We start from the raw sequence: 25,899 nt of genomic DNA, 5'->3' as shown, positions 1-25,899 counted from the left end.
CTCTGTTTCTATATATTTCCTCCCGCCGATTGCATCAGATAAATACGACGTGCGTTTTCGCCCATAACGGCGTTAATCTCTTCCGGGATCAGGTGGGCAATAGCTTCCTGTACGCAGGACTGCCAGCGCGTATAGCCGCCGGCCAGCTCAACGACCGGCCAGTCGCCGCCGAACAGGCAGCGATGCGGTCCAAATACCGTTATCGCCAGCTGGATCCACGGCCGCAGCTGCTCCGGCTGCCAGCTTTGCCAGTCCGCTTCCGTCGGCAAACCGGAAATTTTGCAGGCCAGATGAGGAAAGCCAGCGAGGGCGGTAAACGCTTCGCGCCACTCCTGCCACCGGTTGTCAGCGATAGCAGGTTTACCCATATGATCCAGCACGACTTTCGTCTCCGGAGCACGTTGATATAGCCAGGCCAGTAGATCGTAAAGCGCGGTTAGCTGAGATGCTCTGACGCAGATATCGAGCACAAAGCCTTCGCGGGCTGCCGCCAGTAAACCCTCGCGATAATCGGCGCGATAAAACAGATCCAGCGGTTCATTCTGTAAAGAACGACGGATGCCCACCACGCGCGCCAGTTCACGTAAATGGCGCAGATAGGGCGCCACGGCTTTCCCCGTATCCAGCGGCGCCCAGGCGACAATTCCGGCAAGTTCTATCGGGCTGTTTTCAGCCAGCTGGTTTATCCAGGCCACTTCCTGAAGAGCCTGCTGCGCGGCGCAGTCGGACTGAACCACGATAGCGGCCTTCGGCGACTTAGCATCCTCCGCCAGTTGAGCGGGTAAAAACGGTCGGTTCAGCGCCGGAAGTTCGCGCAGCCAGTCGTAGCGCAGCGCACAGGGGTCCCAGAGATGCAGATGGCTATCGAGGGTGCTCATTTTTGCGCTTTTCCTCCGTTGCCCGGCAGCAGATCCCAGCCAACGTTGAGCACCGGGGCCATCAGCGCATCGATTTGCGCGAGCAGCTGCGGATCGAGCGGCTGCGTACACCAGCGGATGTTATCCAGCATATTGTCGGCGCTGGCTGTGCCAATCACCGTAGAGGCGATGCCGTTATCCGCGGCGGTGGTCAGCGCGAACTGCAGCGCGACCTGGGCGATATTAACACCGTGGCTATCGCATAGGGTGGATACCTGACGGCAGATAGACTGCACGTCCTGATGCGCCGGATGCCAGTCGGGCGCGCCTCCGCGGGTCAGTAATCCCATCGCCAGCGGCGAGGCGTTGAGTACGCCAATACCCGCCTGGTTTAGCCTCTGGGCCACCGCGCCAAGGCGCCGATCCTGGAGCGTCCAGGTACAGTAGGCCATCACGGTATCGACTTTTTGCTCGCAGGCGACGCGTTCCAGTAAGGCGAGATCGTAGCCGGTGATACCGACGTGGCGTACGACGCCGCTAGTGCGTAGCTCACGTAGCGTCGGCAACGCTTCATCCAGCAACTGTCCCATATCGCCATATTCGATGTCGTGGCACTGGATAACGTCGATATAGTCGCAGCCAAGGCGGGACAGACTTTCATCAATGCTGCGCAGCGTCGCTTCGCGGGAGAAATCCCACTGGCTGTCGCCGTAGCGCCCGACTTTGGTCGCCAGGACGTAGCTATCGCGCGTTACGCCCTTGAGCGCCACGCCCAGCGCGGTTTCCGCTTTGGCTAGACCGTAATAGGGCGCGACGTCAAAATAGTTCACACCATGGGCAAGCGCTGTCGCCACGGTTTCATTAGCCTGCTGCTGCGATACCGGATGATAAATGCTGCCGAGAGAAGCGGCGCCCATCGCCAGCACCGGAATCTCAATTCCCGTGCGTCCAAAAGGTACTGTTTTCATTATTGACTCCATTATGATTAATCCTTACCAGGCATTCGCAGACTCAGGCGCAGTCCCGCGCGTTCGGGCCTGACGTGCGGACCCTGGGCTATCGTCCAGCTGTCGTCGCTGAGCTGTTGTTGCAATGCCTTTTCATCAATGGCGATGCCAAGTCCCGGTTCGTTGCCCAGCACGATGCCGCCGTTTTCAATGCGCTGATCCACCCGTAAGCCTGTGGGGAAACTGAGATCCTGTATTTCGCAGCTCAGATGATTGCTGACCGCCGCCGCCGCGTGGGCCACGGGGTTGGCGTTGTAGCCGACCGGGCTGACCGGCAGACTAAATGCCTGCGCCAGATTGGCGACGCGCAGAAAGTGGGTGATGCCCCAGCACATACCCGCCTGCAGCACATCCACCGCGTTCTCTTTCAGCAGCGGCAGAAACTGTTCGAGGCCGGTAAGATTTTCCCCGGTGGCAACCGCGCAGCGCACCTGCTGGCGGATGGCGGCGTGCCCGGCGGCGTCCCAACGGCGCACGGGTTCTTCAATCCAGCTCAGATCCAGCGCTTCCTGCAGGCGACTGACGTAGCGAACGGCCTGTTTAACGCTCATCGACTCGTTAACATCGATCATCATCACCGGCGAGGGCGAATTAGGGAGATACACTTCGCGTACCGCCCGCAGACGCTGTAAATCCTCTTCAACGTCCAGACCGCCTTTAAGCTTAAAGGCGCTAAATCCCCGTTCGGCAAAACGCTGATGTAGCGCGGTTAACGCTTCCAGCGACAGCGGAAAGTCCAGACCCGACGCGTATCCGGGCACGAAAGGACTTCTCGCGCCGAGCAGTCGCCACAGCGGTTCTCCGGCGCATTTTGCCTTCAAATCCCACAGCGCCATATCGACAATGCCAATCGCCCCAAAGACGCTGCCGGCATGACCGCTTTTAAACACCCATGCCTGCATCCGGTCGTAAAGCGCCGCAACCGCACGCGGATCTTCCCCTTCGATAGCCGGAAAAAGGCGTTCAATATCCGCGTGTCCGCCGACGCCGAGGCCGCAAATGCCCTCATCGGTTTCGAGGATCAGCACCGGGACCTCGGTAACGCCTGAGGTGAGGGTGCCGTTGACATCGCCAATTGGACGCCCCCAGCGGTGCCAGGTTTTCAGTGTCCGCCAGCCGGTAATTTTCATGCGCCCGACTCCTCTGTTTGCCGTACCGTGCGGAAGTCAATCACCATGCGGCCCTGAATCGAGCCGCTGTTCATTTCATGAAAAATGGCGTTGACCTCCTCCAGACGACGGGGCTGTACTACCGGACGAACTCGTCCGGCCAGCGCGTGCTGAAAAGCCTCCGCCAGATCCTGACGCGTGCCCACCAGACTGCCGACAATCTGAATACCATCAAGGACGGTTTTGACGATGTTGAGGTCAAGATCGCCCGGCGGAACGGCAACGCACACCACTTTGCCCGCGGCGCGAACGCTGTTGACCGCCTGGTGAAAGGCGGCTCGCGCCACGGCAACCACTACGGCGCAGTGGGCGCCGCCATCGGTTATTTGCTGGATGCGCGCAGGTACGTCGTCCCGCCCGGGATTGAGGGTGATTTCCGCGCCGCACTCGCGGGCTAGCGCCAGCTTGTCATCCTGTAAATCAATTGCGATGACGCGGGCGTTAAAGACGTTATGCGCAAACTGGATCGCCATATTGCCCAAACCGCCAGCGCCCCAGATGGCCAGCCACTGCCCGGGGCGAACGCCGGAGACGCGAATCGCTTTAAAGGTGGTGACGCCTGCGCAGGTAATGCTGCTGGCAACCAGCGGATCGAGACCTGCGGGGACTTTTACCGCGTAGTCGGCTTTTACAATGCACTGTTCAGCCATCGCGCCGTCCACGCTGTAGCCGGCGTTTTTGACGCTGCGGCAAAAGGTTTCCCGACCGCTGACGCAGTATTCGCATACGCCGCAGCCTTCATAGAACCACGCGATACTGACCCGGTCGCCGGGTTTCAGGCTGGTTACATCGTCGGCGACGGCGCGCACGATGCCAATTCCTTCATGACCGGGAACCCGACCGGGTACCGGGCCAAAATCGCCCTGTACGACGTGGAGATCGGTATGGCAGACCCCGCAGCACTCTACGTCTACCAGCGCCTCGCCTGAGGTTAAAGGTCGCATGGCCATCTGACGAATCTCAACCTGGCCGGGGTGAATGTCACTGACTACCGCTGCTTTCATTTTCGCCTCCCGTTAGTTCAGTGTGGGCACAACGTTATCGACAATGCGCTGGCGTCGCGCGACGTAAGCGGGCAGCGGCTGCACGCCTGAAGCGTCGGTAAACCAGGCAAAGGGGTCGGTGCTGGCGACGAGGGCGAAATTAGCCCAGGGTTCAAACGATCCGGAGCGAACGATCAGCTTTGCTCGATGCGCGATATCGTGGCACAGGACTTCGTGGCTGGCGGGGTGAAACTCCGCGCCAGAGCCGGTATAGATAGTTTGTATTTCGCGATACAGCTGCGGGTGGCAGTCGCGCACTTCGCTGGCGAAGTGAACCTCTTCGACAAAGATTTCCGCGCGAAGCAGGCGCAGGATGTCACGGACATCGACGGTGCCGGGCCACAGGCCGAGATCGATACGCCTGGCAGCGGCCGGAATGGGAAATCCCGCGTCGGTCACCAGCACGATATCGGTATGACCGAGGGTCGCCAGGGCAGCCGCGAGTTCAGGGTGTAAGATTCTATCGGATCTCATCGTTATTATTCCTCGGTCACGACGTGAGAGTGCAGGAAGGCATCGACATCCGCGCGGTATTTATACGAGGGTACGGTTTCCCAGTCAGAACAACACAGCGCTGCCGTGGCGTTGGCGAACAGTACCGCTTCGCTAATCGGCAGACCTTCATCCAGCGCTACCGCGAGGGCGGCGTTAAAACTGTCGCCCGCGCCGTTGCTATCAACGACGTCTACCCGGCACGGCGGGATCTGCTGGAGGGTGTCGGTTCCAAAGACGGCGGAACCCGCATCGCCAAGCGTCATAACGACGTAGCGACAGCCGGTCTCCAGCAGCATCCTGGCGATTTCCTGATTGCTGCGCGGATCGTCCGGCGCCAGACCCAGCGCGACGCGGGCTTCGGTTTCATTCGGCGTCAGGTAGTCAATCGCGCTCAGGTCAAGGCCGCGCAGATCTCTGGCTGGAGCAGGGTTGAGAATGGTAATTTTATCTAATGATTTTGCGCGCCGTAGGCCGTAGAGCGCGGTTTCCAGCGGGATCTCCAGCTGAGCCAGCGCGACTCCGCAGCGCTTAATCTGCTCAAGAGCGTTGTCCACCAGCGTCGGGGTAAAAAGTTTGTTGGCCCCCATGTCGACTACAATAACGTTGCGAGCTTCTTTATCTTTAATAATCAGGCCGGCGCCGGTCGGCAGTTCGCTGGTTAGCGTCAGACCGTCGATATTTATTCCTTCTTCCAGCATCAGTTCAACAAACTCGTTGCCGAACGTGTCTTTGCCGACCACGCCGCTGTAGGCCACGTCCGCGCCGAGGCGGGCAGCCTGAACCGCCATGTCGGAGCCTTTCCCGCCCCAGGTCTGGCGAAAGTCATGGCCGATTAGCGTTTCGCCGGTCAGCGGGATGCGTTCGGCCGTCATCACCAGGGCTTTTGCATAACTGCCGAGAATAAATACACTCATCACATACTCCTTCAATTGTGCGGGTGTGGTACCGCCGTTAGCGGCGGTACCTTTCGGTTAATAGGCGTTAATGTCGCCGACCAGACCTTTCACCAGCTCCGGACCGGAACTGGTGCCAACCAGCTCGGCGCCTGCGACGAACATCTCTTTCATCTTCTCAAGCGTGTTCACTTTACCGGATACTTTTACCCGGCAAGGTGCCTGAATATTGGCTTTGAGAAGTTGAACGTCTTCTACCGTTGCCGCGCATCCGCCTTTGCCCCAGCCGCTCGATTGTTTCACCCAATCAATACCTGCTTCATAGGCGTAGCGGGTGGCTTTGATCTTCATCGCCTCTTCGGTGATAAAGCCGAACTCCAGCATGGCTTTGACTTTCATTCCCAGGTCATGGGCGATATGGGTAACCTCTTTGAGCTCGTTGAAATAGAGATCGTCCATCCCGCCGAGTAAAAAGCCCGGATTGGGCGGGAAATCAAATTCATCTGCGCCTTCTTTTGCCAGCTCTTTTACGACGGCGACCTTCATTGCCGTCGTATCGTTGGCCTGAGGGAAATTCACTGTGGTGGCGACGCGAATACCGGTTCCTTTCAGTACGTCTTTGGCGATAGCGACCCAGCACGGGGCGATCATCGCGGCATCGAACTGGTACTCCATGCAGATGTCCAGATGCTGGATAAGCCCTTCGCGGGTCAGATCAGGGTTGACGTTAGTAAACTGAATGGCCTTCGCGACCTGGCGGGGATCATTGAAATCGATCATGTACCACTACTCCTGTTGGCTGAAAAAACATAGGTTCGATGTGAATGACATTGGCCTACTGTAAAGAGCTGGCGGAAAAGACGTGATAGGCAAGAATCCCGGTCCTATGGACAGAATTTTCAGAGCGATAATTTTGTGAGGAAGTTGGCAAAATGGAGGGCGATACGCTGATAGCAAGCCTGGGTGAAGTGTAATTACAGCCCTCATATTATGATGAGGGTCTACAGGGGAGTGACTGGGCACTGGCGAAATAGTCTGGCAGGGAGGGGATTACCGTATCTGACACATTCCTGTAAGTTCACACACGGGATTAACGGATCTTCTCAGCCGAAAAGATAACTTCTCGCAATACTGCGCAGTATTGAAGGGGCCATAAAAATTATCGCCATCAATGCGAATGAGAGTAACCCGGCTACCGAGGCGTCCACGTCGAAGGTTTGCCAAGTCAGCGACACCTGACTCACTAAAGCGGTTCATCCGACGCTGTGTCTGACGTTCGGTCAGAGCAAGTTGGTGAGCAACATCACTACGGCGCATGCGTTTTTCAACAGCTGACTGAATGACGTTGATCCGGCTGAGTTCTTTATCTGACATGGTTACAAGCATTCTGATTTCTCCATGGCCTGAGCATTGGATCCTTTATGCCAGAAAAACATCCGCCCTCTCCTTTTTGGATCCTTTTTACTTGGATGATAGGGGGGCTGACCATATAGCGGGCCCCGGGGCCCGTAACGGCCCCCGGAGGCGGTCTTCCTGAAAAGGCAGAAACCGGAATGACCGGGCCTTATCAAGATCCTCCCTATCAAGTAGAGGTATATGAATCACATCGCTTCTGAATATCTGGTTGTTCTTGTGCATAGTCATCGTGGCCATAAACCAGGGAGATTTCACGACCAATTAAGACTATTTGATAAGGGGCACTGTTGCAAAAAGCATCTATCGGGGGGGCAGTCCACTCTGTAAGGTCTGTTTTCGAAAAGTCGCATGCATAAAATTTCGCGTTTGTATTTTTTTTCCGGTAAACTGATTAAAAGAGAATTTTTCCTCTTCATAGAAATGCACTGTTATATTTTACACATTTTATTTAACCTATTGCAGTTACCGTGATTGTTAAAAATATCTGCGTTAATGAGAGTCTTCCTCTGAATCGGCGTATCAACGTACGTCCAACCTGTTTACAGAAGTGTTCAACTCGTCGAGTGCCAGTTTTGCAATTTGCATTGCTGTGGGATTAGCCACGTTACTTTCCAGCGACCATAAGGTTGAGAGGCCGCACCAGGCTACTATCCATTTGAGAAGGCGTACTTTCTCAATTCCGGTCATTTCTGTAACGATACGTAATCGCTTTTTAAATATTTCGTGTACAGTCGCAACTCTGGGTATGGGGTTTTCAAAATCTGGATTAGTGAAGATATTACAAAAGTCGAATGCTCTTTCACCTGACAGCCCTTTAGGATCTATTGCTAGCCAGGGGTCCCGAAATGAAGAACGTTGTCGTGATGCAAGTCACCATGTAATGCAACCACATCTTGTGGTGTCTCGAGGAGTTCGTCAGCGTAACCTGAGGAAATAACCAGACTACCTCCATATCGGGAAGCTGCCGATTTTAATGGATAAAACCATTCCTGGAGGGAGGTAAGCTGGGGCAAAGGTTTTTTAGGTGACTTATGGAGCTTGTTTGCCCTCTCACATAAAATGCGACAGGCCTCTGTATCCTGACCTTCTCTCGACATGTTTGTCAAAGAGGCTGAGCTTGTAGCCCGAACGAGTAAGATAGCCTCATTATCAAATGCAATCACCTGAGCAGCACCATTCCCTCCCCACCATGCCATAAGAGAGCTCCCTCTTTTCTCATCTGAATCTTGGGTAATTTTCAACATGGCCTGTGTATCATCCTTTGCTGTTCTGACAGGAAGCAAAAGCGAGGTATGAGTTTTGAAAGGTGAACCGTCAGGAATGAGGTTCCAGAGATTTAGCCAGTGTGTGTAACGAAAACAATCCTTCATGATTTATGATTTTCCTTTGATGGTATTAGCGTCAACAGCTAAGGATTATCGCGAAAATATACTACGGCAGAGGCTAATCTTCTGTGCCGGACAGCAAAGATGAACCAGAGTGTCTGACCTGAGCATGGAAGATGCTGTATCCGTCGTCGACGACAACTATGAACAGAGTGGCTGCGTTTGAGACATTCAGGGCATTGCGCTGTTTTACGCGGTGACCTGCTCCCCGTTGATTAACACATTGTGAAGTCAGCAATGTCCGCTCCTGGCACTAAGTAGACCGCCAGACCCAAATGTATCGTTTCTGAAGTAAGCGGAAATGCAAATCAGCAAAAAAATTTCTGGTGCAGAGCTCCTCCAAAACGGAGGAGCTCTGCTTGAGTTTTCACGCTATCTACTAAAAGACGGTTAAATTCGGAGCTAGTATCATAATGCTATGATAACTTTATTCTTGCTAATGTTATCAATATAGTCAGCATACCACTGCATCATCTCCCTCCGCCCTTCCAGATACTGAGCATGGTTGTACGTCCCGCGAATCGCATTCTTATCGACATGCGCAAGCTGGGTCTCAATCCATGCAGTATTGAATCCTTCCTCGTGTAAGATTGTACTCATGGTGTGACGAAAACCATGCCCGGTCGCTCTCTTGTCGTAACCGATCCTTTTCAGAACCATATTGATGCTGGCTTCACTCATTGGTTTGTTAACATCGTTTCGACCTGCAAAAATAAAGTGGTAAGATCCGGTCAATTGCTCAAGTTGCCGAAGTGCTGTCAGGGATTGAGTAGAAAGGGGGACAATGTGAGGCCGTCTCATCTTCATTCTGCTTTTAGGTATTTCCCAAATAGAATTATCAAAGTCGATTTCACTCCATTCAGCCATACGTAGCTCGACTGTTCTCAAGCCCGTAAGCATTAGCAGTCGTGTCGCCAGAAGCGTTATTAAACTGCCGGTGTATTGTGAAAGCTTGTGCAAGAACTCGGGCAGCTCTGCTGCGGTAAGAAAAGGATAATGTTGTTTCTCGTAACCCTGCAAAGCGCTACCGAGATCAGCTGCAGGGTTGTACTCGGCGCGGCCAGTAACAATGGCATATCGGAACACTTCGCTACAACGCTGGCGCACTTTACTGGCGAGCTCTAGTGCACCCCGCTTTTCCATTCGTTGCAATACAGATAAAAGCTCCAGCGGTTTAATTTCATTGACTGGCTGGGAGCCTAGATAGGGGAAGACATTATTATTAAAAGCTCGTTTAACGTAACCAGCATAATTTTTCGACCAGCCAGATACTTTTGCGTTGTACCATTCGAGTGCTACTGCTTCAAAAGTGTTTGTCACTGAGAGCTTTTGGGCAAGCAGTTTGGCTTTTTTAACTTCACCGGGATCTATGTCATTCGCTAGCGTTTTTCTTGCTTCATCACGCTTAGTGCGAGCTTCTGCGAGTGAAATGTCCGGGTAGGTTCCAAACGAGAGCTTTTTCTCTTTCCCGGCAAATCGATACTTCATACGCCAGTACTTTGAACCATTAGTATTGACCATGAGATAGAGTCCTCCGCCGTCAGCGAGCTTATAGGCTTTGTCTCTGGGTTTTGCAGTCTCTACCTGACGTGCATTGAGTGGCATTGGGGGCCTCGCTTTTCGTTGAACAGGATAAGCCCCCACTAAGGCCCCCAAGCGTTTATTGATTCACGTTGAAATGGGTAGACATCAGTTGACGTCGCATAGCCATAATAGAGGGTTATCACTGATTATAAGAGGGTTTTATTGAATTTGGTAGGCGTCAGGAGAGGTGTGTATGGTGTCCCCTGCAGGAATCGAACCTGCAACTAGCCCTTAGGAGGGGCTCGTTATATCCATTTAACTAAGGGGACATGGCGCCGGGATTATAGCGTTATTTTCGGCGCACGTTAAGCTTGCGCGGCCCAACTGCTTAATCTATAGCCATTTAGCGCTTTTTTCTCTCTTCAGCCGCACGGGCTTTCTTCTCGTGGCTCATATCATTACGGATCTGAGCATGGCTTAATAACGCGAAAATAAAGGTCCCACCGCAGATGTTTCCGGCAAGGGTCGGGAGCGCGAACGGCCAGATGAATTCCTGCCACGGCAGCGTGCCGTTGAACACCAGGTAGAAAATCTCGACGCTGCCCACCACAATATGCGTAGTGTCCGCCAGGGCGATAAGCCAGGTCATCAGGATGATGACGATAATTTTCGCGGAGCCTGCGGCGGGAAACATCCACACCATGGTTGCGACCAGCCAACCGGAGATAATCGCATTGGCAAACATCTCCAGCGGAGGATTTTGCATCACCTTCAGGCTGATTTTAAGAAAGGCTTCGCGAGTCGGTTCATCGAACACGGGCATGACATCGAACGCCCATGCTGCGATAGCGGTTCCAATTAAGTTACCCGCCAGTACAACACCCCATAAACGTAACAGCAGGCCGATATTGCTGAGCGTGGGTTTATGCATAATCGGCAGGACGGCGGTGACGGTATTCTCGGTGAACAGCTGTTGCCGAGCGAGAATGACGATAACAAAGCCAAAGGTGTAGCCGAGATTTTCCAGCAAAAAACCGCCGGGCAGCTCGCTGAGATGGACATGGAATATGCCTTTGGCAACCAGCGAAGCCCCCATTGAGAGTCCTGCTGCAATCGCTGACCAGAGGAGCGCCATGGCATCGCGCTCAAGCTCTTTCTCTCCTTCCTGGCGAATCACTTCATGCGTAGCCATCGCCTGTGAAGGCAGGCGTTCTTCATCCACCTCAATTTCTTCACCATTCTGTTTTTCTTCACTTTCAACCTCAACATCTTCACTATCATGGTGAGTTTGCGGCTTCATAACTTTTCCTCAACGGCTGGTCTTTATTATAATCGTAGAGCGGTTTCGGTTATTTGGAGTGGATAAGCTCCTAAATTCTTTGTAATGACAAGATTAGCAATACGGAAATTGCAAAATGTGTATAGAATCGGGGGCATCAACAACGATGCCAAAAAAGGCTATGCTGAAAGCAGGCACATGCTTACGGGCGATATCTTAATGGAGGCGGCTGTCCTCGGATAACCCCCAGCGATAGCTAAAATTAACAGGGAGATACCTATGAATTTTCGCCTGTCGGCGCTTGCGCTTGGCGCCACATTGCTGGTGGGGTGCGCCAGTTCTGGTTCTGGCGATCTACCGCAGGGGCGTTCAGATCCGCTTGAAGGTTTTAACCGAACCATGTTCAACTTCAACTACAATGTTGTCGATCCTTATGTTCTTCGGCCTGTTGCCGTAGCGTGGCGAGATTATGTTCCGCAGCCGGCGCGTAATGGTCTGAGCAATTTTACCAGCAACCTTGAAGAACCTGCGGTAATGGTGAACTCCTTCCTGAAGGGCGATCCCTATAAAGGTATGGTGCACTTTACGCGTTTCTTCCTGAACACACTCCTCGGGATGGGTGGGCTGGTTGATGTAGCGGGAATGGCGAATCCAAAACTGCAACGCGTTGAGCCTGCTCGCTTCGGTAGCACCCTGGGTCACTATGGTGTGGGATACGGCCCCTATGTGCAGTTGCCTTTCTACGGCAGCTTTACGCTGCGTGATGAAGGCGGTGATATGGCTGATGACTTGTATCCGGTTCTTTCCTGGCTGACATGGCCGATGTCTATTGGTAAATGGATGGTAGAGGGAGTCGAAACCCGCGCGCAGCTGCTGGATTCCGATGGCTTGCTCCGTCAGTCCTCCGATCCGTATATCCTGATGCGTGAAGCTTACTTCCAGCGTCATGATTTTATCGCCAACGGCGGTAAACTTTCTCCGAATGAGAACCCCAACGCTCAGGCGATTGAAGGCGATCTCAAAGATATCGATTCACAGTAACCGTCGGGTTGAAAGTAAAAAGGGTGAACATGATGTTCACCCTTTTTTGTTGCTGCTGTTGATTAGAAACGGTAGTTAAAGTTCGCGCCGTACAGCCAGGCTTTACCTTCTGATTTAAAGGTATACGGCCCTTCTGTAAATTCGACGTGCTGACCGTGCATATAGGACACACCGACGTCGACGGAAGCATCTTTATTAAAGGCGTAAGTCGTACCGGCGCTGAGCCACAGGCGATCCTGATCCGGGATAGAGATGGAACGATTGGAAGCCGGAACCGGGCTATCATCAAAGGCGATACCGGTACGGAAGGTCCAGTTATCGTCATGGTAATAGGTGGTACCCAGAGCGATACGATAGGAATCTTTAAAACCTTCATCTTTATAGAACAGCGTTTCGCCGCCGCTGGTTTTGGTGGCTTTCAGCTCCTGGAACTGGCTCCAGCTGGTATAAGCCAGGCTGTAGTGAACGGCCCATTTTGGCGCTACGCGGTTATAACCTGAGATTTCCCACATTTCGGGCAGATTCAACGTCAGAGAACCGCCGATTGTCGAACCACCTGTGCCGTAAGGCAGTCCCAGACCGAGGGCAGAGTTAATAGGGTTGAGGGATGACGGCAGACTGCTCTTATAATCTCCGTCAAAATCAACTTTGACCTCAGAGCGGTAGGTTAAGCCGTAGCGGTTGTTTTTATCGACTTCATATAAAATGCCCGCATTCCAGCCGAAGCCCCACTCATCACCCTTCAGACGAGCGATTTGCGTATCGCGGCTGATACCGCCAGCCTGTTGACCAATTGCCGCGGCTTGGGCCGGAGAGAGTTTGCCGGCTTTCACCATTCCCGGTAGCTGCGCGCCGATAATATCCGGTAAATCGCCCGCGTAGCGCTCTAGTTTAGCTCTGGCATAGACGGCGTCAAAGCCTAAACCAAAGCTCCAGTGATCGTTGAGACGATAGGCGCCGCTCAGATTGAGGTTGAGGGTTTCGAGGTCGGTTGTACCGCCCATTGAGCCCGCGGCAAAATCATTGTTGAACTCGGTGGCTAAACCATAGTTAGACGTCAGAGAAGCCCCCCAGCCAAACTGGTCGTTAATCGGCGCCACAAAGTGCAGATTGGGTACCCATGCGGTTGGCGCGATATTGTCCTGGCTGGCGTCATTACCGATAACTGAACTGCCGGTGACGTTGACATCAGGATCGACAAAAATAGCGCCGCCCGAGAAAGTCGGACGGTCGAACATCATAATCAATGCCGGGTTACGGCTGACGTTTCCAGCATCGTCAGCAATAGCTCCTTCACCTGAATAGGCGCGACCAAGGCCCGATGAAGAGAATTCGTTTAACTGAAAGCCTGCCGACCAGGCCTGGCTTGAAACAAGTGCTACAGCCACTGCAAGGGCAGATTGGGTAAGGCGGGTTTTCTGGCTCATGCCCATAACCTCATAGAGTTATTTTTATTTAAACAATGTTACATGCTGTAACAGGAGCGCGAAGTGTAGGGTCTGCTTTACGACAGAGAAATCAGACCAGTGCGCTGAGTATAGGTCTGACCAGATGATATGTTGCAAGTTTGTTTATAAGTTTTTTCAATTGTGATCTAAGAAACGCGATCCAGTTGGCAAATTTGCCGGGGTACCCGCAATCCAAAGTAGGCACTTTTTGTTTTGGATCATTTTTAAGTGTGATTTCGGTCACTTATCTCCTTTGTCGCCATTAACGACTGGAGGCAGGCATGCCCCGGGCGTAAAATAAGCACATTATTTGTCTGGCACCTTGAGTGCATATACAGAGGAAATCTACGATGAGTAAATGCAGTGCTGATGAAACCCCGGTTTGCTGCTGTATGGATGTTGGTACCATCATGGACAACACCGATTGCACCGCATCTTATAGCCGCGTGTTTGCGAACCGCGCCGAAGCGGAAGAAATGCTTGCCGCATTGAGTGAAAGAGCGCGTAATGTTGAATCGGAGCCGTGCAAAATCACCCCGACCTTTACTGATGTTGATGGCGGCGTGAAGCTGGATATCGATTTCGTGTTTAGCTGCGAAGCTGAAACCCTGATTTTCCAGCTCGGCCTGCGTTAATCCCTTCCCAAACGCTCCTCCTCGCAGGGGCGTTATCTTTTCTAATCAATGTGTTTTGGCTCGCACTTTTTCTGTTCCCCGATTGGCTTAATGTAAAATATTAGTTAAAACTGTTATCAGGTCAGACCACTTTGTTTTATCGGTTAACAGGGGAGCGTTATGAGTCAGGCATTACCGCTAGTCACCCGTCAGGGCGATCGTATCGCCATCGTCAGCGGTTTACGTACGCCGTTTGCCCGGCAGGCGACGGCTTTCCACGGCGTTCCAGCCGTTGATTTAGGTAAGCTGGTGGTCGGCGAAATGCTGGCTCGCAGCAATATCCCCGCGGATATAATAGACCTGCTGGTATTTGGTCAGGTGGTACAGATGCCGGAAGCACCGAACATCGCGCGGGAAATTGTGCTGGGTACCGGTATGAGCGTACATACTGATGCCTATAGCGTCAGTCGCGCCTGTGCGACCAGCTTTCAGGCGGTGGCCAACGTCGCGGAGAGCCTGATGGCGGGAACCATTCATGCAGGCATCGCCGGCGGGGCCGACTCCTCTTCCGTATTGCCCATTGGCGTGAGCAAAAAACTTGCCAGAACGCTTGTTGATGCCAACAAAGCCCGCACTTTGGGACAGCGCCTGAAGCTCTTTTCCCGGCTGCGTTTCCGCGATCTTCTCCCTGTGCCACCAGCTGTTGCCGAATATTCCACCGGTCTGCGGATGGGCGATACCGCTGAGCAGATGGCGAAAACGTGGGGTATCACGCGTGAGCGGCAGGATGCGCTGGCGCTTCGTTCGCACCAGCTTGCGGCGAGGGCCTGGGAGGAAGGGAAATTAACGGCAGAAGTCATGACTGCCTACACGCCGCCGTTCCGTGAACCTCTGGAACAGGATAACAACATCCGTAAGAATTCAACGCTGGCAGATTACCAAAAGTTACGTCCGGCCTTCGATCGCAAACACGGTAGCGTGACCGCCGCTAACAGTACGCCGTTAACCGATGGGGCGGCGGCGGTGATCCTGATGACCGAATCCCGGGCTAAAGCGCTTGGGTTAATACCGCTGGGCTACCTGCGCAGCTACGCTTTTACCGCGATTGATGTTCGCCAGGATATGCTGCTGGGTCCGGCGTGGTCGACGCCGCTGGCGCTGGAAAGAGCCGGGCTGACGCTGGCCGATTTAACCCTGATTGATATGCATGAAGCCTTTGCTGCGCAAACGCTGGCGAATTTGCAATGCATGGCCAGCGATCGATTTGCCCGTGAGGTGCTTGGCCGCTCTCAGGCTATCGGCGAAGTCGATGAGAGCAAATTCAACGTGCTTGGCGGTTCGATTGCCTACGGCCATCCCTTTGCCGCCACCGGCGCGCGAATGATTACCCAAACGCTGCATGAACTGCAGCGTCGCGGCGGAGGATTTGGGCTGGTTACCGCCTGCGCGGCGGGTGGGTTGGGTTCAGCTATGGTTCTGGAGGCCGAATGATGGAAACCGTGTCGGCATTTACGCTTGAGGTTCGCCCGGACAATATCGCTGTCATCACCATTGACGCGCCAGGTGAAAAAATGAACACCCTGAAAGCTGAGTTCGCCAGCGAGGTGCGGGGAATTATCCGTCAGCTCCGCGACAATAAAGAACTGCGCGGCGCGGTATTTATTTCCGCAAAAGCGGATAACTTTATCGCCGGGGCCGATATCAACATGATTGCCCGCTGTCATTCCGCTCAGGAAGCGGAGGCGCTGGCCCGTCAGGGGCAGCAAATCATGGCCGAGATCCACGGGCTCCCCATTCCAGTGATCGCCGCAATTCACGGCGCATGCCTGGGCGGAGGCCTGGAACTGGCGCTGGCCTGCCACGGGCGGGTATGCAGCGATGATAATAAAACCCGGCTTGGCCTGCCGGAAGTTCAGTTGGGCCTGCTGCCAGGTTCTGGCGGCACCCAGCGTTTACCGCGATTAATTGGCGTCAGCAGCGCGCTGGAGATGATCCTGACCGGCAAACAGCTTCGCCCGCGCCAGGCTCTGAAGGCGGGACTGGTCGATGAAGTGGTGCCACAGACCATCCTGCTACAAACCGCAGTTGAACGGGCTCTTAAAGGTCGTCCGGCAAGCCGTACCGTCCCGGCGCGCGAACGTATTCTCGCAGGACCTCTCGCCCGCAGCCTGCTGTTTCGTCTGGTAGCGAAAAAGACGCATCACAAAACCCAGGGCAACTACCCGGCAACTGAGCGCATTCTGCAGGTGATTGAGACCGGACTGGCGCAGGGCTGCAGCAGCGGATACGCAGAAGAAGCCCGCGCTTTTGGCGAGCTGGCGATGACGCCGCAATCGCAGGCGCTACGATCGATTTTTTTCGCCAGCACCGATCTAAAAAAGGATCGCGGTGCGGATGCGCAGCCCGTCGCGCTGCGTAGTGTGGGCATTCTTGGCGGAGGACTGATGGGGGGCGGCATCGCCTACGTCACCGCATGCAAAGGAGAATTGCCGGTCCGCATTAAGGACATTCAGCCGCGCGGGATAAATCATGCATTGAAATACAGTTGGGATCTGCTCGATAAACAGGTGCGCCGCCGCTATCTGCGCGCCAGCGAGCGCGATCGCCAGATGGGGTTGATTACCGGTTCGCTGGATTACCAGGGCTTTGCCCATCGCGATGTGGTGATCGAAGCGGTATTTGAAGATCTGACGCTCAAGCAGAAAATGGTCAGCGAAGTGGAACAACACTGCCACCCGGAGACGATCTTTGCCTCTAATACGTCGTCTTTACCGATCGCAGAGATCGCGGCGCAAGCGAGCAGACCGCATCGGGTTATCGGCCTGCACTTTTTCAGCCCGGTAGAAAAAATGCCGCTGGTCGAAGTGATTCCACATCGTGGTACCGATCGGCAGACTATTGCCACGGTGGTAAAGCTGGCGAAGCTGCAGGGGAAAACGCCGATTGTCGTCGCGGATAAAGCCGGATTTTATGTTAACCGAATTCTCGCGCCCTATATTAATGAAGCCATGCGCCTGTTAATAGAAGGGGAGCCGATCGATCACATTGATAAGTCGTTGGTTCAATTTGGCTTTCCGGTAGGGCCAATTCAGCTTCTTGATGAAGTGGGGATCGAGACCGGCACTAAAATTATTCCCGTTCTGGAGGCGGCATGGGGAGAGCGTTTTAGCCCGCCTGCAAACATCATTAGCGCAATTCTGAATGACGATCGCAAAGGGAGAAAAAATAACCGGGGTTTCTATCTTTATGCGGTAAAAGGGCGTAAAAGCAAAAAACGGCCCGACCCGGCGATTTACAACCTGCTGGGTATCGCTTCTCCACAGGCGCGCTTGTCCGCGCAGCAGGTGGCGGAACGCTGCGTCATGATGATGCTCAATGAAGCGGCGCGCTGCTTCGATGAGCAGGTTATTCGCAACGCTCGCGATGGCGATATCGGCGCCGTGTTTGGCATTGGCTTTCCGCCGTTCCTTGGCGGCCCGTTCCGCTATATGGATAGATTGGGTGCGGGGGAAGTCGCAGCGATTTTGCAGCGTCTGGCCGCACAATACGGCCCGCGTTTTACACCATGTGACACTTTGTTACACATGGCCGAGCAGGGGGCGACCTTTTGGCCCGCTGATGAACGTACGACCTAAGTTGTGGTCAAAGAAGGTAAATCCGTTTGTGAATGGCGCAGTGCTTTGGCGATTTTGTAAGCGATAGTTGACTATACTTACGCCATTGAGGTAAAAAACAGCGTTTCATTCGTTGAATGGATCAGGCACAATGCCCGGCCACCGGGTCACCTGCGTATCGTCTACGTGGGTAAGACCGCGGTGCTTCTGGTTAACAAAAGCGGTGCAATATGCAAGTTTTTATCATGCGTCACGGCGACGCTGCCCTCGATGCAGCCAGTGACTCGGTTCGTCCATTAACCGTCTGCGGTTGCGATGAGTCTCGTCAGATGGCAACCTGGCTGAAAGGTCAAAAAGTGGATATTGAGCGAGTTCTTGTCAGTCCCTACCTGCGTGCAGAACAGACGCTGGAAATCGTTGGGGAGTGCATGAATCTGCCAAAAGATGTCGACGTGATGCCGGAACTCACGCCGTGCGGCGATGTTGGCATGGTCAGCGCTTATCTCCAGGCGCTGGCGAATGAAGGTGTGGCGACGGCGCTGGTCGTGTCCCACCTCCCTCTGGTGGGGTACCTCGTCTCAGAGCTGTGCCCGGGGGAAACTCCCCCGATGTTCACCACTTCGGCGATTGCCTGCGTTACGCTTGATGCCAGCGGCAAAGGCGAGTTCAACTGGCAAATGAGCCCCTGCAATTTGAAGATGGCGAAAGCTATCTGATTTCCTCCGGAGCCGACGTTTTACGGAAGCTCCGGCGGTTGCCACTCTTCAACTTCAATCAGTACCAGCAGTGCGGCGTCACCGCCGTACTCTTTTGGTGCCTGATGAAACGCCATGATATGCGGGTGCTGAGCCAGCCATAGCGGCGTTTGCTGTTTGAGAATATGCTTCCCATGCCCGTGCATTACGCAGGCGCAAAATACGTGCTCGCGACGGCAGGCGGCAATCAACGCCCCCAGCTCCTGCTTGGCCTGCTGCTGGGTCAAACCGTGCAGATCGAGAAACAGCTCCGGCGAATAATCACCCCGACGCAGTTTTTTCAGCTCAAAGTGGCTGACGTCCGCACGCACATACTTCACCGATCCTTCGGTATTCAGCAACGGCTGAAACTCATCAGAAAAGTAGTGGCTGTTATCGGCCTGCTCCTGGAGCAGCCGCTTGGGCGGTACTTCAGCGATTTTTTTGCGCTGCGGACGGTGAACAATGGTGTCCTGCTTAATCTGACGAGTGCCGGTCATTAGCTGCCGGAACAATGCCTGATCCTCCTCGCTTAGCGTTGTTTTCTTTTTCATTACCTGGTCTCATTTTTTCTTTGCCGGTAGTTTACCCGACTCGCCACGCATCCAGGCAAGGAAAACCTCTTTTTCCCCCTCAGCGTGACGTAAGAATGCTGATTTATCCCCGTCTTCGTGGCAAACTAGCCGCCGAATTTATAGCAGAGCGTGCCCTGGGGGATAGCGTGGATAAAATTTTTGTTGATGAAGCCGTTAATGAGCTTCATACCATTCAGGACATGCTGCGTTGGGCGGTTAGTCGCTTCAGCGCTGCAAATATCTGGTACGGACACGGTACCGACAACCCGTGGGACGAAGCGGTGCAGCTGGTGATGCCGTCGCTGTATCTGCCGCTCGATATTCCGGAAGATATGCGCACCGCGCGCCTGACTTCCAGTGAGAAACACCGAATCGTTGAGCGCGTGATTCGCCGCATTAACGAACGCATTCCGGTCGCTTATCTGACCAACAAAGCCTGGTTCTGCGGACATGAGTTTTACGTCGATGAGCGCGTGCTGGTGCCGCGCTCGCCGATTGGCGAACTCATTAATAACCATTTTTCCGGCCTGATTGACCACTATCCGCAGCACATCCTCGATATGTGCACCGGCAGCGGCTGTATCGCTATCGCCTGCGCTTACGCTTTTCCGGAAGCGGAAGTCGATGCGGTCGATATTTCCCCTGATGCGCTGGCCGTTACCGAGCAGAACGTAGAAGACCATGGCTTAATTCACCACGTGACGCCAATTCGCTCCGATCTGTTCCGCGACCTGCCGAAGGTGCAATACGATCTGATCGTCACTAATCCGCCGTACGTCGATGAAGAAGATATGTCCGACCTGCCGGGTGAATATCGTCATGAACCGGTTCTCGGCCTGGCGTCCGGTAGCGATGGCCTGAAGCTAACTCGGCGGATCCTGGCCTGCGCGCCGGATTATCTCAGCGATGACGGTATCCTGATTTGTGAAGTCGGCAACAGCATGGTACATCTGATGGAACAGTATCCTGACGTTCCATTTACCTGGCTGGAGTTTGAAAACGGCGGCGATGGCGTCTTTATGCTGACTAAACCGCAGCTGATTGCCGCCCGCGCGCATTTCGGCATCTATAAAGACTAAAACAACACGCAAACATAACGACAAGAACGGAGCCGTGATGGCAGGAAACACAATTGGACAACTCTTTCGCGTCACGACGTTTGGCGAATCGCACGGCCTGGCGCTGGGCTGTATCGTCGACGGCGTACCGCCCGGCATTCCGCTAACCGAAGCCGATCTGCAGCACGATCTCGATCGCCGACGTCCGGGAACATCGCGCTATACTACCCAGCGCCGCGAACCGGACCAGGTTAAAATCCTCTCCGGCGTATTCGAGGGGGTGACTACCGGGACCAGCATTGGTCTACTGATTGAGAATACCGATCAGCGTTCTCAGGATTACGGCGCGATTAAAGACGTTTTCCGCCCGGGCCACGCTGACTACACCTACGAACAGAAATATGGCCTGCGCGACTATCGCGGCGGCGGTCGTTCCTCTGCCCGTGAAACCGCTATGCGCGTGGCTGCCGGAGCGATTGCCAAGAAATTCCTCGCCGCGAAATTCGGGATTGTGATTCGCGGCTGCCTGACCCAGATGGGGGATATTCCTCTGGCTATCAAAGATTGGGAACAGGTTGAACAAAACCCGTTCTTCTGTCCGGATCCAGAGAAAATTGAAGCGCTCGATGAACTGATGCGAGGCCTGAAAAAAGAGGGCGACTCCATCGGAGCGAAAGTAACCGTGGTGGCCGATGGCGTTCCGCCGGGGCTCGGTGAGCCGGTATTTGACCGCCTCGATGCGGACATTGCGCACGCGCTGATGAGCATTAATGCGGTGAAGGGCGTGGAAATTGGCGATGGTTTTGAGGTGGTGAAGCTTCGCGGCAGCGAAAACCGCGATGAAATTACCAAAGCGGGTTTCCAGAGCAACCACGCGGGCGGCATTCTAGGTGGTATCAGCAGCGGTCAGCAGATCGTGGCGAACATTGCGCTGAAGCCTACCTCCAGTATTACCGTTCCGGGACATACGATTAATCGCTCTGGCGAAGAAGTCGAGATGATCACCAAAGGGCGTCACGATCCCTGCGTTGGCATTCGTGCGGTACCGATTGCCGAAGCGATGCTGGCGATCGTGCTTATGGATCACTTTATGCGTCAGCGCGCGCAAAATGGCGACGTGACGACATCAATTCCACGCTGGTAATAGATGAAAAAAACCGTTATCGCACTGCTGGCGCTTCTCGCCAGCGGTACCAGCCTGGCGGCAACGCCGTGGCAGAAAATCTCCCAGCCCATCAGCGGCAGCCCGCAGTCGATCGGTGCATTTGCCAATGGCTGCATCGTCGGCGCGCAGGCGCTGCCGTTAAACGCCACCGGCTATCAGGTGATGCGTACCGATCAGCGCCGCTACTTCGGCCATCCGGATCTCGTGCAGTTTATTCAGCGTCTAAGCAACCAGGCGTATAACAGAGGTATGGGAACGGTACTGATTGGCGATATGGGGATGCCGGCCGGGGGGCGTTTCAACGGCGGTCATGCCAGCCATCAGTCCGGGCTTGACGTCGATATTTTTCTGCAGCTTCCGCAGGCGCGCTGGAGTTCAGCTCAGCTGCTGAAGCCGCAGGCGCTGGATCTGGTGGCCCGCGATGGTAAGCGCGTCGTGCCGTCGTTGTGGAGCCCGCAAATTAGCCAGTTGATTAAGATGGCGGCGGAAGATAGCGACGTCACGCGTATTTTCGTCAACCCGGCAATTAAGCAGCAGTTGTGCCTGGATGCCGGTAACGATCGCGACTGGCTACGCAAAGTTCGCCCATGGTTCCAGCACCGGGCGCATATGCACGTGCGCCTGCGCTGTCCGGCAGGCAGCCTTGAGTGCGAAGATCAGGCTCCGCCACCGGCCGGCGATGGCTGCGGTGCGGAATTGCAAAGCTGGTTTGAACCCCCTAAACCAGGATCAACCCCACCTGTGAAGAAGACGCCGCCTCCGCTGCCGCCTTCCTGCCAGGCGCTACTGGATGAGCATGTTCTTTAATGGATAGTTTTATCGATCTTTTTATGGTATCGCCGACGGTAATGGTGGTGCTGTTTTTCGTGGCCATTCTGGCGGGATTTATTGACTCCCTGGCGGGCGGCGGCGGGCTATTAACCGTCCCGGCCCTGATGGCGGCGGGTCTTCCTCCAGCGCAGGCGCTGGCAACGAATAAGCTGCAGGCCTGCGGCGGGTCGCTGTCCGCTTCGCTTTATTTCATCCGCCGCAAGGTAGTGAATCTGGCCGACCAGAAGCTCAATATTCTGATGACCTTTCTCGGCTCGACCGGCGGCGCGCTGCTGGTCCAGCACGTCCAGTCTGATGTTCTCAAACAGATACTGCCAATCCTGGTTATCGGCATTGGCCTCTATTTTCTGCTGATGCCGAAACTCGGCGAAGAGGACCGGCAGCGACGTCTGTACGGTCTGCCGTTTGCCCTGGTGGCTGGCGGCTGCGTCGGTTTTTACGATGGTTTCTTTGGCCCGGGCGCCGGATCCTTTTACGCGTTGGCTTTCGTCACCCTGGCGGGGTTCAATCTGGCGAAATCGACCGCGCATGCAAAATTGCTTAACGCGACGTCCAACGTTGGCGGCCTGCTGCTGTTTATTATTGGCGGTAAGGTGATTTGGGCGACCGGCTTTGTGATGATGGCCGGGCAGTTTATCGGCGCTCGCGCGGGATCTCGACTGGTGCTGAGCAAAGGACAGTCACTGATTCGGCCAATGATCGTTGTGGTGTCGGCGGTGATGAGCGCGAAACTTCTTTATGATAGCCATGGACAGGAGATCCTCCGCTGGTTGGGGATGAACTAATGAACAGTACGCATAAATACGAACAGCTGATCGAAATCTTCGACGGCTGTTTTGCCGATGATTTTAATACCCGTCTGATTAAAGGCGATGACGAACCGATCTATCTTCCAGCAGATGAAGAGGTGCCCTATAACCGCATCGTCTTTGCCCACGGCTTTTATGCCAGCGCGCTGCACGAGATTTCGCACTGGTGCATTGCCGGAAAGGCGCGCCGCGAGCTGGTTGATTTCGGTTACTGGTACTGCCCGGACGGGCGCGACGCGATGACCCAGTCAAAATTTGAAGACGTCGAGGTGAAACCTCAGGCGTTCGACTGGCTGTTTTGCGTGGCGGCGGGATATCCGTTTAACGTCAGCTGCGACAATCTGGAAGGGGATTTTGAACCCGATCGGATCGCTTTTCAGCGGCGGGTACATGCCCAGGTCATGATCTATCTGGAGCAAGGGATCCCTGAGCGTCCCGCGCGTTTTATCAAGGCGCTGCAAGAATATTACCAAACGCCGCCTTTGACGGCAGAACAGTTCCCGTGGCCGGAAGACCTGCACTAAGGCCACGCTTTACATAATATGAGGAAAGAAGATGATCGCGGAGTTTGAATCACGCATTCTGGCGTTAATTGACAATATGGTAGACCACGCCAGTGATGATGAACTGTTTGCCGGCGGTTATCTGCGCGGCCACCTGACGCTGGCGGTGGCCGAGCTGGAAGGAGAAGGGGAGCATACTGCGCAGGCGGTGCATGATAAAGTGACCCAAAGCCTGGAAAAAGCCATCAGCGCGGGCGAACTGTCGCCGCCGGATCAGATACTGGTGCAGGGAATGTGGGACAGTTTGTATCAGAAGGCGATGCAGGCGTAGTTCTGTAGCGCTTCCTTAAGCCGACGCCCGGCGTTCATCCCGCCGGGCACGGTTCCTCCGCTATTATTTCACCGCTCTCCCCTTCAGCAGTTTTCTTACCCATAGCCGGTTCGGATTCAGCGCAGCTAGCGTCTCTTGATCCATCGGTAATGGCTCATTGCTCATTTGCGCCGCGAGGATCTCTGCCGCGAGCGGGGCGGAGCAGAGGCCGCGCGAACCCAGCGCTCCCAGCATATAAAGATTGCGGTAAACCGGCGCTGCTCTGGCCTTATCCTGATGTTCAGCCAGCGAGGCATATTCACTTAAGGTCGCGTCATAATCAGGCACGCTGCCGACCATCGGCAAATGATCGCGCGTCGCACAGCGCACGCCGCTGCGGGACTCATTCGCGCTTACGTCAACCTCCCGCGTCCATTGCGCCTGCGGGAAACAGTCTATCAGACGCTGTCGATTCTGCTGCTGATCGTCGGCGCTAAACGCGGTATCCGTCTGTCCACGATGATAGCTGGCGCCGATGCAGTGCTGCTGGTTGTGCGGGTTTTGCGGCGTCAGGTAGCCGTTGTAGCACAGCACCTGGCGTAAAGACGATAGCCCTGGCGTTGTTGGTATATGGCTGACCTGGCCGGCGACGGGATACATCGGAAGATGCTCCGTCTGGCTGAAGCGGGTTACCTGATGGCCATTGGCCAGCACCACGACTTCATGAAACTGACGATCGTTTAATTGCCAGCCGGTATTGTCCGCGCTGATAGTCTCTACGGGATATCGGTAGTGAACCCGTAATCCGCGAGTGGCGGCGAGCGCCAGCAGTTCTGCGGTTAACTGCTGGGGGCACAGCCAGCCTCCGGCAGGATAGGTTATTCCTCCGCAGCCGGTTTCCACTCCTGCTTGTTCCGCAGCGCTCTGCGCATTAACGGCGAGGGCGATTTCCGGCGGCAGATTAAGCTCAACCATCTGGGCAATTTTATGCGCGCTTTTTTCATCCCAGCCCAGCTGCGTCACCCCGCACCAGTCATGATCGAACATGACCGGCAGATCGTCGTAGAGGCGGCGAGCGAAAGTAAATGCAGCGGGGAAAAAGCGGGCCAGGGCGGGGTCGTGCTGGCTGAGCAGCGGATAGAGCGCTCCCTGGCGATTGCCGGATGCGCCTTGTGCCGGAGCGTCATCGGCGCAGTATAGTGTCACCTGCCACCCGCGCCGCAGCAGCGCCAGAGCGAGCAGGGCGCTGGCGATCCCTCCGCCAACAATCGCCGCATCGCGCTGTTCAGTGCCGCTGCGGGCAAACCACGGCGCACGCGCGGGAAAGTTGAGTCGTTGATTCATTTCCCCGATGAGCATTTCTCGCTTGCGGCCAAAGCCCTTGCGTTTCTGCATGCTGAAACCGGCTTCCTCCAGCCCGCGGCGCACAAAACCTGCGGAGGTAAAGGTGGCCAGAGTGCCGCCGGGTCTCGCCAGGCGAGCCATTGCCGCAAAGAGTTCCGCCGTCCACATGTCCGGGTTTTTGGCGGGCGCAAAGCCATCCAGAAACCAGGCGTCTACCTGCTGATTGAGCGAGTCGTCCAGCTCGTTGGTCAGCTGGTTAATATCGCCAAACCATAAATCCAGCGTGATGCGGCCCTCGTCCAGCAGCAGTCGATGACAGCCGGCAAACGGCAGCGGCCAACGGGCCTGCAGCTGCTCGGCCCAGGGCGCAAGCTCCGGCCAGTGCTGGTGAGCGAGGCGCAGATCGTCCGCGCGCAGCGGGAATTTTTCGAAACTGATGAAGTGTAATCTTTGCAGGGTAGCCTGAGGGTTATCGCGGCGAAAAACGTCAAACGCCTGCCACAGCGTCAGAAAGTTAAGGCCGGTACCGAACCCGCTTTCGGCAACCACAAATAACGGACGTGAGTGTGTTGAAAAACGTTCGTTGAGCCGGTTGCCGTCGAGGAAAACGTAGCGCGTCTCTTCCAGACCGTTGTCATTGGAAAAGTAGACATCGTCGAAATCTCGGGAAACAGGTGTACCCTCAGCGTTGAATTCCAGGTTGGCAGGTTGTATGGCGTTTTGTTTCACGTAAGTTACTCGAATCACAAGGCGTAGAACGATCTTAACGATGTGTGCCTGAGGGC

General features: G+C 54.8%; 23 protein-coding genes, 1 tRNA gene and 3 pseudogenes. 11 read left to right on the top strand and 16 right to left on the bottom strand.

Annotated elements, in window-relative coordinates:
* Window positions 1-8: 8 nt before the first annotated feature.
* From KO1_RS08760 to KO1_RS08710, 13 genes and pseudogenes are all read right to left on the bottom strand, one after another.
* Complete coding sequence (locus KO1_RS08760) at window positions 9-878, bottom strand: amidohydrolase family protein (RefSeq protein WP_064406878.1); 870 nt, start codon at window positions 876-878, stop codon at window positions 9-11.
* Window positions 875-1,825, bottom strand: a complete 951-nt coding sequence (locus KO1_RS08755) for an aldo/keto reductase (RefSeq protein WP_064406877.1) — start codon at window positions 1,823-1,825, stop codon at window positions 875-877. The genes KO1_RS08760 and KO1_RS08755 overlap by 4 nt, the downstream gene beginning before the upstream one ends.
* A gap of 17 nt (window positions 1,826-1,842) precedes the next feature.
* A complete protein-coding gene (locus KO1_RS08750; protein ID WP_064406876.1) occupies window positions 1,843-2,994 on the bottom strand; it encodes a mandelate racemase/muconate lactonizing enzyme family protein in 1,152 nt (383 codons plus the stop codon).
* Window positions 2,991-4,037, bottom strand: coding sequence for an alcohol dehydrogenase AdhP (adhP, locus tag KO1_RS08745; RefSeq protein ID WP_064406875.1), 1,047 nt, complete (start codon window positions 4,035-4,037; stop codon window positions 2,991-2,993). Before adhP ends, KO1_RS08750 begins: the two co-directional genes overlap by 4 nt.
* Before the next feature lie 12 nt (window positions 4,038-4,049).
* Window positions 4,050-4,550 carry an RbsD/FucU domain-containing protein gene (locus tag KO1_RS08740; protein WP_064406874.1) on the bottom strand — a complete coding sequence of 167 codons (501 nt, stop codon included), beginning with the start codon at window positions 4,548-4,550 and terminating at the stop codon, window positions 4,050-4,052.
* Between the two features lie 5 nt (window positions 4,551-4,555).
* Window positions 4,556-5,485: a ribokinase gene (locus tag KO1_RS08735; RefSeq protein WP_064406873.1), complete on the bottom strand. Its 930-nt coding sequence runs from the start codon at window positions 5,483-5,485 to the stop codon at window positions 4,556-4,558.
* A gap of 57 nt (window positions 5,486-5,542) precedes the next feature.
* Window positions 5,543-6,244 (bottom strand): deoxyribose-phosphate aldolase, encoded by a 702-nt coding sequence (deoC, locus tag KO1_RS08730; RefSeq protein WP_064406872.1) that lies wholly within the window; start codon window positions 6,242-6,244, stop codon window positions 5,543-5,545.
* Between the two features lie 423 nt (window positions 6,245-6,667).
* Window positions 6,668-6,850: pseudogene (locus tag KO1_RS27015) on the bottom strand (ISNCY family transposase); the annotation flags it as partial.
* 549 nt (window positions 6,851-7,399) lie between these two features.
* Window positions 7,400-8,250 (bottom strand): annotated as a pseudogene (locus tag KO1_RS08725) (aminoglycoside phosphotransferase family protein).
* Window positions 8,251-8,333: 83 nt separating this feature from the next.
* Window positions 8,334-8,459, bottom strand: a pseudogene (locus KO1_RS28560) (transposase family protein); the annotation flags it as partial.
* Window positions 8,460-8,673: 214 nt separating this feature from the next.
* Window positions 8,674-9,870, bottom strand: a complete 1,197-nt coding sequence (locus tag KO1_RS08720; protein ID WP_064406871.1) for a tyrosine-type recombinase/integrase — start codon at window positions 9,868-9,870, stop codon at window positions 8,674-8,676.
* A gap of 173 nt (window positions 9,871-10,043) precedes the next feature.
* Window positions 10,044-10,118, bottom strand: a tRNA-Arg gene (locus KO1_RS08715).
* Between the two features lie 74 nt (window positions 10,119-10,192).
* Window positions 10,193-11,089, bottom strand: a complete 897-nt coding sequence (locus tag KO1_RS08710; protein ID WP_004104191.1) for a formate/nitrite transporter family protein — start codon at window positions 11,087-11,089, stop codon at window positions 10,193-10,195.
* A gap of 258 nt (window positions 11,090-11,347) precedes the next feature.
* Between KO1_RS08710 and mlaA the strand changes: the two genes are divergently transcribed.
* Window positions 11,348-12,109: a phospholipid-binding lipoprotein MlaA gene (gene mlaA / locus KO1_RS08705; protein ID WP_004104189.1), complete on the top strand. Its 762-nt coding sequence runs from the start codon at window positions 11,348-11,350 to the stop codon at window positions 12,107-12,109.
* Window positions 12,110-12,171: 62 nt separating this feature from the next.
* Here mlaA and fadL read toward each other — a convergent pair whose 3' ends face one another.
* Window positions 12,172-13,542: a long-chain fatty acid transporter FadL gene (fadL, locus tag KO1_RS08700; protein WP_024274531.1), complete on the bottom strand. Its 1,371-nt coding sequence runs from the start codon at window positions 13,540-13,542 to the stop codon at window positions 12,172-12,174.
* A 365-nt stretch (window positions 13,543-13,907) separates the two neighbouring features.
* Between fadL and KO1_RS08695 the strand changes: the two genes are divergently transcribed.
* The 4 genes from KO1_RS08695 to sixA all read left to right on the top strand — a co-directional run bounded on the left by KO1_RS08695 (window position 13,908) and on the right by sixA (window position 18,501).
* The gene (locus KO1_RS08695) at window positions 13,908-14,192 is read left to right on the top strand and encodes a YfcZ/YiiS family protein (protein ID WP_004104185.1); all 285 of its coding nucleotides are present in this window, start codon (window positions 13,908-13,910) and stop codon (window positions 14,190-14,192) included.
* 159 nt (window positions 14,193-14,351) lie between these two features.
* Window positions 14,352-15,662 carry an acetyl-CoA C-acyltransferase FadI gene (gene fadI / locus KO1_RS08690; RefSeq protein WP_004104183.1) on the top strand — a complete coding sequence of 437 codons (1,311 nt, stop codon included), beginning with the start codon at window positions 14,352-14,354 and terminating at the stop codon, window positions 15,660-15,662.
* Window positions 15,662-17,806 carry a fatty acid oxidation complex subunit alpha FadJ gene (fadJ, locus tag KO1_RS08685; RefSeq protein ID WP_024274530.1) on the top strand — a complete coding sequence of 715 codons (2,145 nt, stop codon included), beginning with the start codon at window positions 15,662-15,664 and terminating at the stop codon, window positions 17,804-17,806. The genes fadI and fadJ overlap by 1 nt, the downstream gene beginning before the upstream one ends.
* Window positions 17,807-18,015: 209 nt before the next feature.
* A complete protein-coding gene (gene sixA, locus KO1_RS08680; protein ID WP_014230284.1) occupies window positions 18,016-18,501 on the top strand; it encodes a phosphohistidine phosphatase SixA in 486 nt (161 codons plus the stop codon).
* Window positions 18,502-18,521: 20 nt separating this feature from the next.
* On the opposite strand, the gene smrB is transcribed toward sixA, so the two are convergent.
* The gene (gene smrB, locus KO1_RS08675; protein ID WP_004104178.1) at window positions 18,522-19,073 is read right to left on the bottom strand and encodes an endonuclease SmrB; all 552 of its coding nucleotides are present in this window, start codon (window positions 19,071-19,073) and stop codon (window positions 18,522-18,524) included.
* 167 nt (window positions 19,074-19,240) lie between these two features.
* Between smrB and prmB the strand changes: the two genes are divergently transcribed.
* The 6 genes from prmB to KO1_RS08645 are packed head-to-tail and all read left to right on the top strand — an operon-like array spanning window position 19,241 to window position 23,791.
* Window positions 19,241-20,173, top strand: a complete 933-nt coding sequence (gene prmB / locus KO1_RS08670; RefSeq protein WP_024274529.1) for a 50S ribosomal protein L3 N(5)-glutamine methyltransferase — start codon at window positions 19,241-19,243, stop codon at window positions 20,171-20,173.
* A 37-nt stretch (window positions 20,174-20,210) separates the two neighbouring features.
* Window positions 20,211-21,296, top strand: coding sequence for a chorismate synthase (gene aroC / locus KO1_RS08665; RefSeq protein ID WP_004104176.1), 1,086 nt, complete (start codon window positions 20,211-20,213; stop codon window positions 21,294-21,296).
* A 3-nt stretch (window positions 21,297-21,299) separates the two neighbouring features.
* Entirely contained in the window at window positions 21,300-22,124 is an 825-nt protein-coding gene (gene mepA, locus KO1_RS08660) for a penicillin-insensitive murein endopeptidase (RefSeq protein ID WP_024274528.1), read from the top strand.
* Window positions 22,124-22,933, top strand: coding sequence for a sulfite exporter TauE/SafE family protein (locus tag KO1_RS08655; protein WP_004104169.1), 810 nt, complete (start codon window positions 22,124-22,126; stop codon window positions 22,931-22,933). Before mepA ends, KO1_RS08655 begins: the two co-directional genes overlap by 1 nt.
* Window positions 22,933-23,481, top strand: coding sequence for an elongation factor P hydroxylase (locus tag KO1_RS08650; RefSeq protein WP_016808406.1), 549 nt, complete (start codon window positions 22,933-22,935; stop codon window positions 23,479-23,481). The genes KO1_RS08655 and KO1_RS08650 overlap by 1 nt, the downstream gene beginning before the upstream one ends.
* Window positions 23,482-23,512: 31 nt before the next feature.
* Window positions 23,513-23,791, top strand: a complete 279-nt coding sequence (locus tag KO1_RS08645; protein WP_004104165.1) for a YfcL family protein — start codon at window positions 23,513-23,515, stop codon at window positions 23,789-23,791.
* Between the two features lie 63 nt (window positions 23,792-23,854).
* On the opposite strand, the gene mnmC is transcribed toward KO1_RS08645, so the two are convergent.
* Window positions 23,855-25,843 carry a bifunctional tRNA (5-methylaminomethyl-2-thiouridine)(34)-methyltransferase MnmC2/FAD-dependent 5-carboxymethylaminomethyl-2-thiouridine(34) oxidoreductase MnmC1 gene (mnmC, locus tag KO1_RS08640; RefSeq protein ID WP_024274527.1) on the bottom strand — a complete coding sequence of 663 codons (1,989 nt, stop codon included), beginning with the start codon at window positions 25,841-25,843 and terminating at the stop codon, window positions 23,855-23,857.
* Between the last annotated feature and the right edge of the window lie 56 nt (window positions 25,844-25,899).

The sequence above is a fragment of the Klebsiella oxytoca NBRC 105695 genome (assembly GCF_001598695.1).
Taxonomy (GTDB): Bacteria; Pseudomonadota; Gammaproteobacteria; order Enterobacterales; family Enterobacteriaceae; genus Klebsiella; species Klebsiella oxytoca.
Note: the sequence above shows the minus strand (reverse complement) of the source record. Positions and strands in the feature narration are given on the sequence as shown.

What these genes read in the sequence shown, in the direction of transcription:
- KO1_RS08760 (WP_064406878.1), bottom strand. Translation starts at nt 878, where the DNA reads ATGAGCACCCTCGATAGCCATCTGCATCTCTGGGACCCCTGTGCGCTG.
- KO1_RS08755 (WP_064406877.1), bottom strand. Translation starts at nt 1,825, where the DNA reads ATGAAAACAGTACCTTTTGGACGCACGGGAATTGAGATTCCGGTGCTG.
- KO1_RS08750 (WP_064406876.1), bottom strand. Translation starts at nt 2,994, where the DNA reads ATGAAAATTACCGGCTGGCGGACACTGAAAACCTGGCACCGCTGGGGG.
- adhP (WP_064406875.1), bottom strand. Translation starts at nt 4,037, where the DNA reads ATGAAAGCAGCGGTAGTCAGTGACATTCACCCCGGCCAGGTTGAGATT.
- KO1_RS08740 (WP_064406874.1), bottom strand. Translation starts at nt 4,550, where the DNA reads ATGAGATCCGATAGAATCTTACACCCTGAACTCGCGGCTGCCCTGGCG.
- KO1_RS08735 (WP_064406873.1), bottom strand. Translation starts at nt 5,485, where the DNA reads ATGAGTGTATTTATTCTCGGCAGTTATGCAAAAGCCCTGGTGATGACG.
- deoC (WP_064406872.1), bottom strand. Translation starts at nt 6,244, where the DNA reads ATGATCGATTTCAATGATCCCCGCCAGGTCGCGAAGGCCATTCAGTTT.
- KO1_RS08720 (WP_064406871.1), bottom strand. Translation starts at nt 9,870, where the DNA reads ATGCCACTCAATGCACGTCAGGTAGAGACTGCAAAACCCAGAGACAAA.
- KO1_RS08710 (WP_004104191.1), bottom strand. Translation starts at nt 11,089, where the DNA reads ATGAAGCCGCAAACTCACCATGATAGTGAAGATGTTGAGGTTGAAAGT.
- mlaA (WP_004104189.1), top strand. Translation starts at nt 11,348, where the DNA reads ATGAATTTTCGCCTGTCGGCGCTTGCGCTTGGCGCCACATTGCTGGTG.
- fadL (WP_024274531.1), bottom strand. Translation starts at nt 13,542, where the DNA reads ATGGGCATGAGCCAGAAAACCCGCCTTACCCAATCTGCCCTTGCAGTG.
- KO1_RS08695 (WP_004104185.1), top strand. Translation starts at nt 13,908, where the DNA reads ATGAGTAAATGCAGTGCTGATGAAACCCCGGTTTGCTGCTGTATGGAT.
- fadI (WP_004104183.1), top strand. Translation starts at nt 14,352, where the DNA reads ATGAGTCAGGCATTACCGCTAGTCACCCGTCAGGGCGATCGTATCGCC.
- fadJ (WP_024274530.1), top strand. Translation starts at nt 15,662, where the DNA reads ATGGAAACCGTGTCGGCATTTACGCTTGAGGTTCGCCCGGACAATATC.
- sixA (WP_014230284.1), top strand. Translation starts at nt 18,016, where the DNA reads ATGCAAGTTTTTATCATGCGTCACGGCGACGCTGCCCTCGATGCAGCC.
- smrB (WP_004104178.1), bottom strand. Translation starts at nt 19,073, where the DNA reads ATGAAAAAGAAAACAACGCTAAGCGAGGAGGATCAGGCATTGTTCCGG.
- aroC (WP_004104176.1), top strand. Translation starts at nt 20,211, where the DNA reads ATGGCAGGAAACACAATTGGACAACTCTTTCGCGTCACGACGTTTGGC.
- mepA (WP_024274528.1), top strand. Translation starts at nt 21,300, where the DNA reads ATGAAAAAAACCGTTATCGCACTGCTGGCGCTTCTCGCCAGCGGTACC.
- KO1_RS08655 (WP_004104169.1), top strand. Translation starts at nt 22,124, where the DNA reads ATGGATAGTTTTATCGATCTTTTTATGGTATCGCCGACGGTAATGGTG.
- KO1_RS08650 (WP_016808406.1), top strand. Translation starts at nt 22,933, where the DNA reads ATGAACAGTACGCATAAATACGAACAGCTGATCGAAATCTTCGACGGC.
- KO1_RS08645 (WP_004104165.1), top strand. Translation starts at nt 23,513, where the DNA reads ATGATCGCGGAGTTTGAATCACGCATTCTGGCGTTAATTGACAATATG.